We start from the raw sequence: 15,556 nt of genomic DNA on the forward strand, positions 1-15,556 counted from the left end.
TAGCATGAAAAAGTACTTTTTCTCTCTTTTTATTTTCTCCACAGTATTTGTACAAGCACAAACCCTTCTCTTAGAAGAAATTATGAAAGGAGATGCTTTTATTGGTCATCAACCCTATAATCAACGTTGGTCTGCCGATGGAAATACACTTTATTTTGAATGGAATCCCAAAAATGAAATTTCAGGAAGCACGTATTATTGGCAATCTGGAATGCAAGAGCCAAAAGTAGTAGATGAAAATGCGTTTGATTATTCTACTGTAAATATAGAATCTCAAAGAGAATTTGAAGAAGTATTTTATACAAAAAGAGGCAACTTATATTGTTATGATAAAAAGACTAAAAAAATCAAACCTGTTTATCTTTCAAACGAACGCATTTATGCAGTGGAAAGAGCGGTTGATCCAGCGATTGTTTTCTTTCAAATGAACCGAAATGTATATCAATTGAATACCAAAGAATTCTCCTTTAAACAAATAACTAATTTTAGAACGGGTTCCGAAAGTCCCAAAAAAGAAAAGGAGCCTACTTATTTAGAAAAACAACAAGAAGAGTTGTTTCAATATATAAAAGATACTAAATCAAAAAATGATTGGTTTGCCGAAAAATCTAAAAAGAATCCTTCTGATTTACCCAAATCCATCTTTTATGGAAGTGCTTCTTTAGAACAATTAAAACCTTCTCCTGATGGAAAGTTTGTCACCTTTCGATTATCCGATTATCCAAATTCCAAAGAAACGAATGTGGAACATTTTATTACGGAAAATGGCTATACAAAAAGTGAATCGGCTCGTTCAAAAGTTTCAGTCTCTAACCTAAGTTCTCATAGAATGGGAATTTTTGATATCGAAAAAGATACGGTTTATTATGTGTCATTTGCGCATTTATCAGGGATTAAAAAACATCCTGAATACTATCAAGAATATCCAGAATTAAAAGAAAAAGAAGAGTCCGAAAAGCCAATCGTTATGGTTGCACCTATATATAATAAAAAAGGAACGAAAGCAGTTTTTGAAGCTAGAAGTCAAGATAATAAAGACAGGTGGATTATGACTTTAGACTTAGCAACAGGAAAAATTACGGAAGTAGACCACCAGCATGATGAAGCTTGGATAGGTGGACCTGGAATACCCAACTATTCTTTTGGAGGTGGTGTTTTAGGTTTTTTAAAAGATGGGGAAACGGTTTATTTTCAATCGGAAGCTTCAGGTTTCTCTCATTTGTATACCGTCAATTTGAAAACAAAGAAGAAAAACCAACTTACAACTGGGAATTGGGAAGTTAGAGAAGCGTCGCTTTCGCTTGACGGAAAAAGCTTTTATTTAACAACAAATACGAATCATCCTGGAAATAGAGAATTTTACAAATTAGAGGTTGCTTCTAAAAAAATGACTCCTATTTTAAATGCAGATGGAGCACATGAAGCAGTACTTTCTCCAGATGAGAAAAAAATAGCGGTACGTTATTCTTATAAAAATAAACCATGGGAAATATATGTGGCTGATACGAAAGAAAAAGCAAACTTAAAACAAATTACGCATTCCACTACTAAAGCTTTTGAAGCGTATTCTTGGAAAGCTCCTCAAGTGATAACTTTTAAAGCGAAAGACGGAACTTCAGTAAATGCAAGATTGTACCAACCCCAAGAAGAAAATAAGAATAATGCAGCTGTGATTTTTGTTCATGGAGCTGGTTATTTGCAAAATGCACACAATTATTGGAGTTCGTATCACAGAGAATACATGTTTCATAATTTATTATCCGATTTAGGATATACCGTTTTAGATATCGATTATAGAGGAAGTGACGGTTATGGTAGAGCTGTACGAACTGGAATTTACAGGCATATGGGTGGTTTAGATCTATCTGATCAATTAGATGGAAAAGAGTATCTAGTTAATACTTTAGGAATAGACGCCAATAAAGTGGGTATTTACGGAGGATCTTATGGTGGTTTTATTACGCTAATGGCTTTATTAACCCAGCCGAATACATTTAAAGCTGGTGCTGCTTTGCGTTCGGTTACCGATTGGGCGCATTATAATCAAGGATATACCGCAAACATTTTGAATTTTCCAGAAACGGATAGTATCGCTTATAGAAGAAGCTCTCCAATTTATTTTGCTGAAAATTTACAAGATCGATTACTAATGCTGCACGGAATGGTTGATGATAATGTGCAATTCCAAGATGTTGTACGTTTATCGCAACGATTTATAGAATTAAAAAAGAAGAATTGGGATTTAGCTATTTTTCCTGTGGAAGAACACGGTTTTCAAGAAACCTACTCTTGGATAGATGAATACAGCAGAATATTGAAGATATTTAATGAGAATTTATTAGAAAAATAAGTTTAAAATAAGAAAAAGGGTTATTTCCAAATTGAAACAACCCTTTTCTACAAACTAACTAACCTATTTTTTAACCTAAACCCCATTCATCTCTATCAAGATTTTCAATTTTCTTCGCGTTCTTTTTCATTCGTGTGTCAAATTTTGGTTTTCTTAAGGCATAAGCAAACACTGAACCTGCACTTACTTCTAGCGTTAAAGAACCAGTATGACCAGCACTTCCTGCAAGATTTATTGAAAACTTATCATTTAAAACAGAGACATCTGCCGAACCACTTGCAGATATAGAAGCATTTTGAATTAAATTGGATTCTACAATTACAAAAATTTGATCGGCAATTCTTCCGTTTTTAACATCTTTTAATTTGTTAAAACAATTTCTGTCATCATTGGCTAACTTTCTTAATGTTGACTCGCTAGTAATATCAATTTTTATAAGAGATAAATTTCTTAGTTCGTCTTTTGTCCAGTTAACTTTTACACCACCTTTTCCATTTACTTTTGCAGTTGTGAAAGTACCTCCTACGCTAAATGCATTGTTATCTGTTTTTGCATTTTGTAATTTAATCTCAGTAACTGGTTTTACAGGAAATTTTCCTTTTACAGTATCATCATGTATTAAACCATTAGAAACAAAAACATTTTTATCTTTATTTCCATAACTTCCCAAATTCAGCGATTCAGCCGCTTTTCTAAAATATTTTACACCATTGTATATAAAATGGTTCTTTTTAATTGTAACTTCCATAATTAATTTATTTAAAGAATTATATATTTATATCTAAAAAATCAATAAAGGCCTTTGAATTAATTTTTTGTAAAAATAGAATCAACTGGAATTCTAAAAGCAAGGTGTTAACTCCTTTTTAAACAGTAAATTCCCCCTTTTTTTGACAGGAAAATTAAAAATTGAACCATTCCACTAAACTTTGGCTTTCATTTTGTAACTAGTTATTTGTACCTTTAAATAAAATTTGAATTATGTTTTACAAAATAATAGTAGTCCTTTTTAGCTTAACTATAACCTCTTGCAAATGCCAAGAGCAAACTAAGAACACTCCAAACGGAAAAGAAAATAAAATGGTTCAAGAAGAAAACATACAATTTGAAGAAGTCTATTATCAAAAATGGGTTGCGGGTATTAAAGGAGGAGGAAGTGGTATCAATTTTTATATCGTTTTGAAAGCCCCTTTAGAAAAAGGAATAGTTTTAGAAAAAGTACAGTTTGAATCTTACGAAGGTTTGTTCATAAAACAATCTGATACAGTATATGTAGCTAATATTAAGACTAATCTAAATGACTTAGTACTAGATGAAGATCCTAAGAATGAATATGGTAATAAACCTCCAGCAATAAAATTGAAATCCAAAGAAGCTAATTTGTATTATCAAGTCAATGGAAAAGAAGTCATCCACAATTTCAAAAACGTAAAAGAAAAAGAAATGTTGGCCTACCCTTCTATGAAACCACAAAACAATGAGGAATAAGAAAAGAATTAATTACTTTTGCTTCTAAATCAAACCACAATACCTTGAGTATTTATAAAAGTCTATTTAAACAAACTGCAATTTATGGCTTGGCAACTGTTTTGCCTAGAATGTTTAGTTTTATATTAGTACCTTTATATACTGATCCAAAGGTTTTAAATGTTAAAGAATATGGAGAAGTTTCCATTATTTTTTCATGGTTGGTTTTCTTTAATGTTATCCTTTCCTACGGAATGGAAACCAGTTTTTTTAGATTCTTTTCCAAAGAAGATAATAAAAATGTCGTCAGTACTTCTACAATTTCTCTTTTTTGGTCATCAATAGCCTTTTTAATAATTGCCTTATTAGGAAGAAATTATTTAGCAAAAGTCAGTAATATTGATGTTGAGTATATTGTTTACGCCATTTGGATTTTAGTTTTAGATGCTTTAGTAATCATTCCTTTTTCAAAATTAAGAGCAGAAAAAAGACCAATATTTTATGCTCTAATTAAAATAGGAAATGTAGCTCTAAATTTATTCTTAAATTTATTCTTCTTACTTTGGTTACCAAAAATAGTAGCTAATGTACCAACAAGCTTTATCAGTGCGATTTATTTTGAGAATTTTCAAATAGGATATATTTTCGTAGCCAATATTATTGCAAGTTTAGCCACTTTTTTAGTACTTTCTCCAAGTTATTTTAAAATGAATTGGCATTTTGACAAAGTACTATGGAAAAAAATGATGCAATATAGTTTACCAGTTATGGTTGCTGGAATAGCTTTTGCCATCAACGAAACCTTCGATAGAATTTTATTAGATTATATTTTACCAGAAAGTATTGCGAAAACTGAAATTGGGGCGTATTCAGCCTGTTATAAATTAGCTTTATTTATGACACTTTTCGCTACTGCTTTTCGTTTGGGTATTGAACCTTTCTTTTTTAGTCATTCTTCCCATCAAAATGCCACCAAAACATATGCAGATATTACAAAATACTTTGTTGTTTTTGGTTCTATTATTTTATTAGTTGTAGTTGTTTTTGCCGATGTCTTAAAGCTCTTCATTATTCGTGATGCTTCGTATTGGGAAGCCATGAAAGTAGTTCCTTTAATCATTTTAGCAAATTTCTTTTTAGGCATTTACAACAATCTTTCGGTTTGGTATAAACTTACCGATAAAACAAAGATGGGAATGTACATTTCTATTATAGGAGCAATAGTTACTTTAGTCATAAACTTTTTATTAATTCCGATGTGGAGCTATATGGGAAGTGCCATTGCTACCATTTCAGCATACGGGACGATGATGCTTATTTCTTATTATTTAGGGAATAAGTATTATCCCATTCCTTATGACATGAAGAAAATAATGAGTTATTTAATTCTTTCAATTGGACTATCAGGACTATCTTTTTACATTAAAATATTGAGAGAAACTTATGTTTTTGGTATACTAGCAGTTTTATTTTACGCTTATTTTGTTTATAGAAACGAAAAAGAATTGGTAGCCAAATTAATAAAAAGAAAATAAAGACTTCTCTATAACCTATAAGAGAAGTCCTTACTGTTTTATTTTTTTAAGACATCTTTAATTCCATTTAATCCATCCGAAAACTCTGAAAGTAGCGCTACAATTTGAGCCATTCTATCTTCACCGCCCACTCCTTTTATAAGTTTGTTTTTAATAAAAGTAGTTTTAATTTCTTCCCAACGTTTTTGTTCTGCTTCGGTTTGAATTTGCATTATTTCTTTTAATTTTAACAAATTGGACTCTGCACCTGTAGTTAGGGTTTGTGACTCATTTTGGTAATGATTTAATACAATAGCTTCTACTTCTTTTTCGGTTAAAATAGGCTGAATTTTAGCTACTAATTTATTCATGTCTCGGTAAGAACCTTGTAATTTAAAAGTTGGTTCATTTCTATATTCATCAGACATAGCAGCTGATTTTATATAAAGCGCATTGGTTTTTAGAACTGTATTTCTTACTTGAATAATTTTTTGTAATACTTGTTTAAAATCTTCTATTTCTTGTGAAGAAAAATTACCTTCCAAATCAAAGTTGCTATTGTTTTCCTGAATTGCTTCATACAAGTTGTATAAGTTTTGATAGGCAGGTTGTGTCAAACGCATCATATATTCGTTAGACATTAAGGCATTTTCAATTAAACTTAATTCGAACAAATCGCTTTTTGAACCTGAAATATCTCCTAAATTATAGGTGTCTGCTCTATTGGCTAACATATCTGGAATTTGAAATTTATCACCACTTTCAGTATAAGGATTTCCAGCCATAACCAAACAAAATCGTTTTGAACGTAAATCATACGTTTTGGCTTCTCCATTATAAATTCCTTCAATTTTTCTTTGTCCGTCTGCTAGAGAAATAAACTTTTGCAAAAATTCTGGATTACAATGTTGAATATCATCTAAATACAGCATCACATTGTCACCCATTTCAAAGGCTAAATTTAATTTCTCTAATTCTTGACGAGCACCAGCATTTTTAGCTTCACTTGGATCAGTTGAAGTAATGTCGTGACCAATAGAAGGACCATTTATCTTCATGAAAACCAACCCCATTCGATCCGCTAAATATTCCATTAAAGTTGTTTTTCCATAACCAGGAGGAGAAATTAATAACAGCATACCCATTCTATCTGTTCTTTTATTATTTCCAATTGCTCCTAATTGCTTTGTTAAATTGGCTCCAATTAATGGGAAATATACATCATTAATTAATTTATTTCGTACAAAAGAGGTTAAAACCTGACTCGTAAAAGTGTGTAGTTTTATTTCTTTTTTCTTTGTCTCTACCCATTGCTTTTTTAATTGTTGTAAGGCTAAAAACAAAGGCTTTAATTTAGTATGGAAATAATCTAATCTGGAAGAAAATTCATAATAGTCTAAAGTGTAAGAAAGATTGTTTTCTAAGGATTTTAAACCAGTTATCTCAACTGATGAAGTCACGTTGATAATTTGATTTTTATGATAATTTTGAGTGATGATAAAAGCAGCTACTTCTTCAATACATTCTTTTGGGTATACAATATTTTCATTTAAGAAAAATGTTTTTAACGCATTTTCAACGATATCATAACAGGCAGACGGATAAATATATAATTCCTTTACTTGATTGATAAATGCAATGTCTTTTCCTTTTTCTTTTAAACCTTTTAAGAAACTCTCATAAGCATCTGCAGCTGTTTTTGAAATAGCAAAAGCATTTCTATTTTCTTTTTTTAAGTAAATGGCAGCTCTGAAAGAAGATACCAAATCAAAGCCATCGAAAGTACTGTTAAATTCTTCGATTTTTTCGGAAAGACGTTTACTTAAATATTTGAATTGTTCGGTATTTGAAAAAGTTTCTTTCAGTAGACTTACTGCATTAAATTGTTTTTCATAAAATTCTTTGTCTTCTTGATTTAGAAAGAACCAAAATAATTGCGCTAAAGCACGCTCAGATGGAGTGTATTTTAAAACACCTAATTCATTATTTATTTGTTGTAAATGCTGTAATATTTTTAAGGCGTCTACATCATGTACACCCTTTACTAAACCTTCGCCAAAATGAGCCGTTAAGAATTCTTGAGCGCGCTGTGAGTTTGTGGTATCTGGAACAATATTTTCTTCAAGTAAAAATAATTCCCAAGCCATGTATTCAAAACGCTTTACATTTTGATTTTCGGATATAAATTCTTGATTCCAAACTTCTTTATATTCTTCTAGAGTTTCAAAAGCAACTTTCTCATAGAAATTGGTTCCCGTTAAATGATAGAAATAAGAATCATCTTTTAATACTAATGTTAAATCTAATTTTTGTTTGTTTACGGCAAATTTATAATCACCAAAAGCAATTACACTGTCACCATCTTCATAAATTTCATTTTTATCTTTTAACTTTCTAACCGATTCTTGTTGAGCTGTTTTAAGCAATGTAGTAACTTCTTCTGCTTTGTTAGAATCATTTAAATCTCTAAGTTGATTGACAATATCCCGAATTTTTTCAATCATTAAATCGGAAGCAAAGTAACCGTTAATTTCATTCACTGTTTCAAAAGAAGCCGCTTTGTTTTTTACTCCTTTTAAAATACGTTCAGCCGACTGCAATAGCAGGGTTGTTCTTCTATTTCGAGCTTCGGTTAATTGAACACTTTTATTTTGAAAATGATTATAAACTTCTTCTCTTTTATTGTTAATTTCTTGAATGAAGGCATCAAAATCAACAAATTTTGCTTCCATTTCTTCTAATTGAATGGAAAGTTTATTAAGAAAGTCTTCGCATTTTTCAGCTGTATTTGCAAGCTCTAAAAAGTTAATTACGGCTTGATCAAAAAGAGTTATTTGTGCTTTAAAATCTGCAGACAGCTCTTTTCCAGAGATTTCTCTTTTCTTATTGTTAAGCTCAATACGTTGCTGATTGATTTGTGCAAAAATTAACGAAATACTTTCTATAATTTGAGTAGAATGAGAAGCGTCTTCTATTTTTAAATTGTTAACAATATCAACTAATAATTCTAATTGTAAGGCAAGTTCATCAATGCTTTTTTCAAGAGATTTTGCATCAATCGTCTTTTTAAGATTGCTTATTTCTTCATTAATTTCAGCAACTTTGTTTTGATAGGGAAGTAAAGCATCGTCTTGCAAAAGAAAGGAAACACAGGCATTAGATAATTCGTCTGCTCTTTCTTGAAGTTGTTTTTCAAGAGTTTCAATAACTAAGTTGTCTGCGTATTTTAAATCTTTGGCACTAATAAGTTCTCCTCGTAAAACTCTAATTTCGGCTAAAACTGTAATGAATTGATCTAAAGCTTGATAGTCAATAATGCTAGTTTCAGATAGGATATGTTCACATTTTTCTTTCAATACAGCAATTGTTTGCGCTGTTTTATTTTTGATTTCTTGTGCCTTTTCAAACTCATTGATAGCTGCATGTGCAATTTTTCGAATTTCAAGTAAAGGCTGATTTAGTTCATGAATTTCTTTTTCACCTAAAAAGTAGTAACTGTCTAAAATGATGGTTGCTTGTTTAACAATATCATTGTACAAGCCAGAATAGGAATCTTTTTTAGATAATAAAATATTAAGTTCTTGACATTCGGCCATAACACGAACCAAATCTTTGTTCCCTATCTTATATAATAAGTTATTTTTCAGTGATTCATCAATAATAACTTCTTTGGTAAAAGGAGTTTGCCAAATTTGGATAAGATGATGTTTGGTTTCTTCATTCGATTTAAAATAAGCTAATTTTCCACTGTCAAACAAAGTGAAACCATTGCAACTTATTGGTGTTTCAATGGTTTGTTTAATGATGTTGTATGGAATTAGTAGATAATCATGTCCTTCTTCATCATAGAAAACAAACATGTAATTTTCTCCATTTACACCAATAATTCTGCGATTAAAATAAACAGGTTTGTCTTCTGTGGCAATTACTTTTATTTCTCCAGTTTGTAGTGCATAACCATTAGGATAAATAACACCTTGGTTTTCTGGTAAAAGAATGATACAGTATTGTAACGAATCTACACGGGCAACTTTTTTCTCTTTATGATTGTAAATAAAGAACCGTTCCGATTCTTGATATGGTTTGATTTTAAAAATAACGAGGTTATTATAATCAAAGAAATGAATTTCTGCATCATCTAATGTTTGATCTTTATGAATAACATCTTCGCTGTAAATTCCTTTACCTGTGCTTGTGTTGTCTTCAATTTTGATAGTTATATCGCCACCAATAGCTTCTACAAAAACTTTGTCTGCTAAAGAAACATGCGGATGACTTCCTTTGCGCTGCATGTCTCGAGTCGCTTTTGTCCATTTAAACTCTTGTTGGTTTGGATATTTTACTTCTGAAGCACTTCTTGCATCAATAAAAGTTAAGGTGTTGTCTTTAATTAACCATTTAAAAGCTTTAATATCTGAAGGACTATTCGATAATTGAAATACAAAATATAAATAGTTTTGCGTTACATGAAAGCGAACAAAAATAGTGTTTCTATAATATTTGTAAAGATTTTTAAATTCTTCAATAAAAATTTGATCTTCAATAAATTGAATTGATTGTGGTTCAAAACGATTTTCTTTTAACAAATAAGCGGAAAAAACATCATTAAGATTTACTTCTGAGCGAAGGCCAAGATGAGTATTATGTCCCACTAAGCATAATTTTCCTAAAGAAAAAATATCTTTAATTGTACAGTTTTGATCCGTAGAAATACGTTCATTAGCAATGAGTGAGAAGTCTACACCACCAAAGACTTTTTTTCGATCCTCATTTAAAGATTGAATGCGTTGAATTAAATCTTCTTTTTGTTCATTCAGTCGACTTTGAATTATTTCGTATGTCCCAGTATTTAATTTTTCGTTGCTCATTAATTTTTTTAGTAGAAGTTATAAATGCCATCATTTATATTGAAATCAGCATAATAAAGAACACTACAATAAGAAGCAATGCTACTATTTGAATTTGTTTCTTATTATAGGTTCTTTAAAAAGGGCTATTATTTTATCGGTTTATTGTCTATACCTAAATGTTTAGCCATGTTCATTGCTTGTGCTAAGATTCCTTGTTCATTTTCATTGGCTACTTTTTTCAATTGGAAAATTAAAGAAGCGACACTTAAATTTTTGATGTCTTCAGATGAAATTTTATATTTTTCAACCATATTCATCACTTTGCCAATAATGTTTTCATTATCGTCATTATTCAGTAAAGCTTCTTTTACCAGTTGTGCATTTTCACTATGTTGAATGAATTTATCAATTCCTTTTCCTGCTGAAATTTGTCTGACTACATTGTCAAAGAATGAATTGTCACCACCTACAATATCAATATTTGCTGTTTTAAATGCTTCCGCTAATACTTGTGCTTGTGCTTGTGCAATATCTTTTTGAATTGAAATTTGTGCTAATTCTACTTCTTTTTCTTTGGCAAGAGTAAGTCTGAATTCTTCATGTTCTTTACCAGCATCGTTTAATTTCTTCATAGCTTCAGCTTTTTCAGTAATACCTGCTGCTTCAGCATACGCTTTTTCTTTGATTACCTCTGCTTGTGCAAGACCTTCTTGTTTGTTTGCAGTTGCTTTTTTCTCAATAATATTAGCTTCTATAAACCCTTGTTTTTCCATTGCGTCTGCTTTAGCATGCATTACTTGCGCTTCAGACAAACCTACAGTAGCTTCTTCTTTTGCTTTTGCTTCAGCTATTATTTTACGTGCATCTGCTTCTTTTTCAGCAGCATCTCTTTTTGCTTGTGCTTCAATAACATATTTTTGAGCATCTTTTTCAGCAGCTAATTTACGAGCTTCTGCAGCGCGCGTTTGAGCGATTAAGTTTTCTTCTGCTTCTCTTGCGGCAATAATTAATTGGACTTGTTTTTCTCTTTCAGCACCTTTTAACGCTTCTACATCGTAAATGTTTTGTTGTTCTTCAACCACTGTTTTTTCTTTTACCAATCTTTCTCGAATAACATCCTGAATGTTTTTCTTTTCTACTTCCACAGCTTTATCTTTTTCAATATCAGCTAATGCAACCACGCGCTCTCTTTCTGTCGCTTCTAATAAGCGGTCTTTTTGAACTCTTTCAGTTTCCACTAATTCTGCTCTTTCTTTATTTTTAGCAGCGATAACAACTTGTCTTAATTTATTCTCTTCAGCAACTTGTAATTTTTCTTCAGTAGCAATACGAACAGATTCAGACTTTAAACGTTCTTCTTCTGCTACTTTTAAAATTTCAGCATTTTCTCTAGCTTGAATATTTGCAATTTCTCTTCGTTGTTGCTCCTCTTTTTCTGCTAATTGTTTTTCAAGTTCCAAAATAGTTTCTCTAGCTTCAACATCTTGCTTTTTAATCGTTTTTTCTTCTTCTCTTCGAACTAAATTTGCTTTAATGTTTTGAGAAGCTGTTAATTCGGTAATTTTTTTAATTCCTTCAGAATCTAGAATGTTGTCTTTGTTTAAATGCTGTAATGATGTTTGTTCTAAATAATCAATAGCACAATCATCTAAAACATAACCATTTAAATCGGTTCCAATAATGTTTAATATCTCTTGACGAAACTCGCTTCTGGCTTCATATAATTCGATGAAATCAAATTTTTTACCGACTGTTTTTAAGGCTTCAGAGAATTTGGCTTCAAATAACTCTCTTAAGGTTCCAATGTCTGATGCTCTTTGGCAACCAATAGTTTGTCCAACATTTATAATGTCGTCTACCGACTTGTTTACTCTTACGAAAAAAGCAACTTGTATATCAGCACGCATATTGTCTTTACAAATCAACCCATCTTTTCCTTCTCTGGATATTTCTAGTTTTTTTACTGAAATATCCATATATTCTAAACGGTGAATAACAGGAATTACAATACCAGCATTAAAGAATACTTTAGCACCACCATAACCTGTTCTCAAAAGGACAACTCCTTGAACTGTCTTTTTGTACATGGATAAAATCCAAAAAATTAACCCCAAAAAAGCAATAAGAATTACTGCAATTGTAATGTAAAATGTAGTCATAAAGTAAATTTTAATTTATTTTTTAAAGTAGTAAGGTTTATATTTCATATGATTTTTCAACCCAATAAAATTTTTTATCAGGATTTTCGTCTACAATGCAAACATTTTCTCCTTCTTTTAAAAGAGAGCCATCTTTGCTTTTTACCAATAATTTGATTGGATCTTTATTAATAATTATTTCAATCATTCCTATTCTATCCTTATCAATAGTCGATTTTAGTCTTCCTATTCTGCCTAAATAATCATAAGCTTCTTCTCCTTTGTGGTTGATTTCTTTAAATATCGGTTTTAAAGGTAAGCTTATATATTTTGTTAGGAACAAACTGACTATAAAGGCGGGTAAAATAGTTATAAAATACATCCAATAGGGTAAAGGGATTAAGTAACTTATGTTTACATTAATAAGCCAAGTAAAAAGTAATACAAGAGTTAAAAAAAAAGTGATAGGAATAATATCTAAATTTAAAAATTTTAGAAACTGAATAAATGAAGAAGGATCATGAGGAACTTCTACCATGCCATCTGGTGTATCAATGTCTGCATCTACATCAATATCTGCATTAAAATCAGTATCAAAATCAACATCAAAATCTCCTACACCTGAGATTATAGTAAAAACCCAATACAGCACACTTAATATTAATAATATTGAAAGTATGCTGTTAGCTGGATTAAATGAAACTTTTATTAACTCTTCAAAACTCATTGGCTATTATTATTGAATTGTTCTTTTAGTTTTAATAATTCGTTTTCAGCTCTTGACTCAGAAGTATTGACCGCATCGTTAATTTCTTGATCAATACTTTTGGATGCATTTGCAATATGACCATAGGCATCTGCTAATGCCTCTTGTTGAATTACTTTATCTTTCATTTTTTCTAACATTGAAATTGTACTATCAGAATCAATTTGCGTCATTTTTTTATTTATATCTTGAGTAGCTTGACTCACTTGAACGCGTGCTTTGAGTGTTTTTAATTCGCCTTCCCATTTTGAAATAGTAGATTTTAATGAGTTGATGTTAACTTGCATTTTATCCACATCGCTTTCCAGTTTTTGACGTTCATTGTCTGCTATTTGTGCATCTTGTAAAGATTGTTCTTTCTTTTTTAAGGCTTCTTTAGCTAAGCGATCGGCTTCTTCAATTGGCATTTCCTCTTTAATTCCTTTTTGAACCAAAAGCATGGCTTTATTTTGATAATCTTCAGATTGATTTATTAAAGCTTCTTTTTCATTTTTTCTACGAATAGAAAGTGCCTTTACTTGTGCTAAGGCATGTATACTTTGATCTAATTGTTCTTTCATTTCACGAATACCTTGTTCCGTCATTTTTATAGGGTTTTCAAGGCTATCTATAGCCGAATGTGCTTCCGCTTTACCTATTCTAAAAAGTCTTTTAATTATGTTCATGATAGAATCTTAATTATAATGTTAATACTACGGTTTTTTTTTGGAATTATCTAAATAGTAAATAGATTATTTTTGTTAAAAAGCAGGCTATTTTAATAAGTAAACATACCATCTGTTCTTTATTTGTTTGTTATTTTATTATTTGCTAAAAGCAATCATTTCAGTAGAATATTCACTTATTAATAGACTCAATGAATTCAGAGTGGCAATCAATTCATTCTGATCTAAATTCTCGGCTTGAAGAGTGTCTCTAAAAATTACTTTTTCTCCAGTTTCATCTATTACAAAAGCACCATGTACAATATCTCTATTTTTAATTAATAATTGTTTGTAAGCGTTTTGTTGATTGTTTTTGCAACGGAATAAAAATTGTTCAATGATTAAAATCTGTGGTGCAATTACAATCATCATATTTTTTATTCCTTCGCTTTCTTTTTCGATAATAAATGTTTGATGTTCGTCGCTTTCAAAGCTAATGTTGTATTCTAATTCTAGTAACCAACTTTTAATTTTTGAAAATAGTTTCGATTGTTTCATATAAAAAGAATTAGGTTGATTAGTTAAACAAATTTAGACAAAAAAAATCATTTTGCAAATATTTTTAGCAAAAAAATCTATAATTGTTTGTATATTTGCAAAAAAGAATAGCGAAATGACATATTTTGGAACCAATTTAAAAAAAATAAGACAGATAAAAGGGCTGAGCCAACAAGCCTTTGCTGAGCTTATTGATTTGAATAGAGGGGTGATTAGTTCTTATGAAGAAGGAAGAGCGGAACCCAAAATAGAAACCTTGCTAAGAATTGCTAATTATTTTGGAATATCTACAGATGATATTATTTCAAAACCTTTAACCGTTAACCAGTTGGCCAATTTTACCTTAATTGAAGATAGTATACCCCCTTTTGAGAATGATTCAGAAGTTGAAATTCAAGAACTTACCGAAAAAGGAGATGTAAAAAATATAGAGTTGCAAAAAATATTTGCAAATTTTGATTTTGTATTCTTTGTAAATGAAGATGTAGCCTCTAAAAGCAATTATTTAAAAGGCACTGTTTTATTTTTAAAAGAAGCGATTCAACCCGATGAATCGCATAATGGCTTTTTACTATTTCCTAAAGGAAAAGCTGTATTTTCAACTGTATTTATCCCTGCTGAGAAAAACTATGCAATAATAGGTGTTTTGGGAAGTACTTTTTTGACAGAACAAAAATCATTAGTAAGTCGAATTGAATTATTAGAAAAAAAAGTGTTTGGTAATTAAAACGCTACATTCTATTTTTTTAAGTACGTTAACAAAAATCAAAAAAGAGACTTATATCTGTAGATTTTTTTAACTTTGAAAACTTATTCTTAAAGTACCAAAATGAATATTAAAATTATTAACCGCTCTCAACACGATTTGCCTTCTTACGAAACTATCGCATCTGCTGGAATGGACTTAAGAGCTAATTTATCAGAATCAATAGTCTTAAAACCTTTAGAAAGAGTTATTGTTAAAACGGGTTTGTTCATTGAATTGCCCATAGGTTACGAAGCACAAGTGCGTCCTAGAAGTGGTTTAGCTGCTAAAAAAGGAATTACAGTTTTAAATTCTCCTGGAACAGTAGATGCTGATTATAGAGGTGAAATAGGGGTTATACTCGTAAATCTTTCAAATGAAGCGTTTATCATAGAAAATGGAGAAAGAATTGCTCAGTTAGTGATTGCTAAACATGAAAGAGCTGAATGGATAACGGTTGAAACCTTATCTGAAACTTCTAGAGGCGAAGGAGGTTTTGGAAGTACTGGCATAAAATAAAATTA

The 15,556-nt window shown here is 30.5% G+C and carries 11 protein-coding genes; 5 read left to right on the top strand and 6 right to left on the bottom strand.

All coding sequences use genetic code 11. The features are described 5' to 3' along the window. The first annotated feature begins 4 nt into the window (after positions 1-4). Complete coding sequence (locus tag FHG05_RS10495) at positions 5-2,350, top strand: S9 family peptidase (protein ID WP_140997979.1); 2,346 nt, start codon at positions 5-7, stop codon at positions 2,348-2,350. A 70-nt stretch (positions 2,351-2,420) separates the two neighbouring features. On the opposite strand, the gene FHG05_RS10500 is transcribed toward FHG05_RS10495, so the two are convergent. Continuing rightward, positions 2,421-3,098, bottom strand: coding sequence for a hypothetical protein (locus tag FHG05_RS10500; protein ID WP_140997980.1), 678 nt, complete (start codon positions 3,096-3,098; stop codon positions 2,421-2,423). A 233-nt stretch (positions 3,099-3,331) separates the two neighbouring features. Between FHG05_RS10500 and FHG05_RS10505 the strand changes: the two genes are divergently transcribed. Both FHG05_RS10505 and FHG05_RS10510 read left to right on the top strand, forming a co-directional pair. Next, complete coding sequence (locus FHG05_RS10505) at positions 3,332-3,838, top strand: hypothetical protein (protein ID WP_140997981.1); 507 nt, start codon at positions 3,332-3,334, stop codon at positions 3,836-3,838. A 44-nt stretch (positions 3,839-3,882) separates the two neighbouring features. Then, complete coding sequence (locus FHG05_RS10510; RefSeq protein ID WP_140997982.1) at positions 3,883-5,352, top strand: lipopolysaccharide biosynthesis protein; 1,470 nt, start codon at positions 3,883-3,885, stop codon at positions 5,350-5,352. 38 nt (positions 5,353-5,390) lie between these two features. On the opposite strand, the gene FHG05_RS10515 is transcribed toward FHG05_RS10510, so the two are convergent. The 5 genes from FHG05_RS10515 to FHG05_RS10535 all read right to left on the bottom strand — a co-directional run bounded on the left by FHG05_RS10515 (position 5,391) and on the right by FHG05_RS10535 (position 14,287). Continuing rightward, entirely contained in the window at positions 5,391-10,199 is a 4,809-nt protein-coding gene (locus FHG05_RS10515; protein ID WP_140997983.1) for a DNA repair ATPase, read from the bottom strand. A gap of 128 nt (positions 10,200-10,327) precedes the next feature. Next, a complete protein-coding gene (locus tag FHG05_RS10520) occupies positions 10,328-12,340 on the bottom strand; it encodes a flotillin family protein (protein WP_140997984.1) in 2,013 nt (670 codons plus the stop codon). A 37-nt stretch (positions 12,341-12,377) separates the two neighbouring features. Then, positions 12,378-13,046 carry a hypothetical protein gene (locus tag FHG05_RS10525; RefSeq protein WP_140997985.1) on the bottom strand — a complete coding sequence of 223 codons (669 nt, stop codon included), beginning with the start codon at positions 13,044-13,046 and terminating at the stop codon, positions 12,378-12,380. Beyond that, positions 13,043-13,750 carry a PspA/IM30 family protein gene (locus tag FHG05_RS10530; protein WP_140997986.1) on the bottom strand — a complete coding sequence of 236 codons (708 nt, stop codon included), beginning with the start codon at positions 13,748-13,750 and terminating at the stop codon, positions 13,043-13,045. Before FHG05_RS10530 ends, FHG05_RS10525 begins: the two co-directional genes overlap by 4 nt. Before the next feature lie 138 nt (positions 13,751-13,888). Continuing rightward, positions 13,889-14,287, bottom strand: coding sequence for a type III secretion system chaperone family protein (locus FHG05_RS10535; protein ID WP_140997987.1), 399 nt, complete (start codon positions 14,285-14,287; stop codon positions 13,889-13,891). A gap of 115 nt (positions 14,288-14,402) precedes the next feature. On the opposite strand from FHG05_RS10535, the gene FHG05_RS10540 reads away from it, so the two are divergent. Then, entirely contained in the window at positions 14,403-15,014 is a 612-nt protein-coding gene (locus tag FHG05_RS10540) for a helix-turn-helix domain-containing protein (protein WP_140997988.1), read from the top strand. Positions 15,015-15,116: 102 nt separating this feature from the next. Further along, positions 15,117-15,551, top strand: coding sequence for a dUTP diphosphatase (gene dut, locus FHG05_RS10545; RefSeq protein ID WP_140997989.1), 435 nt, complete (start codon positions 15,117-15,119; stop codon positions 15,549-15,551). Positions 15,552-15,556 lie beyond the last annotated feature (5 nt).

The sequence above is a fragment of the Flavobacterium profundi genome (assembly GCF_006491645.1).
Classification (GTDB): Bacteria; Bacteroidota; Bacteroidia; order Flavobacteriales; family Flavobacteriaceae; genus Flavobacterium; species Flavobacterium profundi.

Excerpts from the sequence above, each read along its gene's own strand:
- FHG05_RS10495 (WP_140997979.1), top strand. The coding sequence starts at position 5 with ATGAAAAAGTACTTTTTCTCTCTTTTTATTTTCTCCACAGTATTTGTA.
- FHG05_RS10500 (WP_140997980.1), bottom strand. The coding sequence starts at position 3,098 with ATGGAAGTTACAATTAAAAAGAACCATTTTATATACAATGGTGTAAAA.
- FHG05_RS10505 (WP_140997981.1), top strand. The coding sequence starts at position 3,332 with ATGTTTTACAAAATAATAGTAGTCCTTTTTAGCTTAACTATAACCTCT.
- FHG05_RS10515 (WP_140997983.1), bottom strand. The coding sequence starts at position 10,199 with ATGAGCAACGAAAAATTAAATACTGGGACATACGAAATAATTCAAAGT.
- FHG05_RS10520 (WP_140997984.1), bottom strand. The coding sequence starts at position 12,340 with ATGACTACATTTTACATTACAATTGCAGTAATTCTTATTGCTTTTTTG.
- FHG05_RS10525 (WP_140997985.1), bottom strand. The coding sequence starts at position 13,046 with ATGAGTTTTGAAGAGTTAATAAAAGTTTCATTTAATCCAGCTAACAGC.
- FHG05_RS10530 (WP_140997986.1), bottom strand. The coding sequence starts at position 13,750 with ATGAACATAATTAAAAGACTTTTTAGAATAGGTAAAGCGGAAGCACAT.
- FHG05_RS10535 (WP_140997987.1), bottom strand. The coding sequence starts at position 14,287 with ATGAAACAATCGAAACTATTTTCAAAAATTAAAAGTTGGTTACTAGAA.
- FHG05_RS10540 (WP_140997988.1), top strand. The coding sequence starts at position 14,403 with ATGACATATTTTGGAACCAATTTAAAAAAAATAAGACAGATAAAAGGG.
- dut (WP_140997989.1), top strand. The coding sequence starts at position 15,117 with ATGAATATTAAAATTATTAACCGCTCTCAACACGATTTGCCTTCTTAC.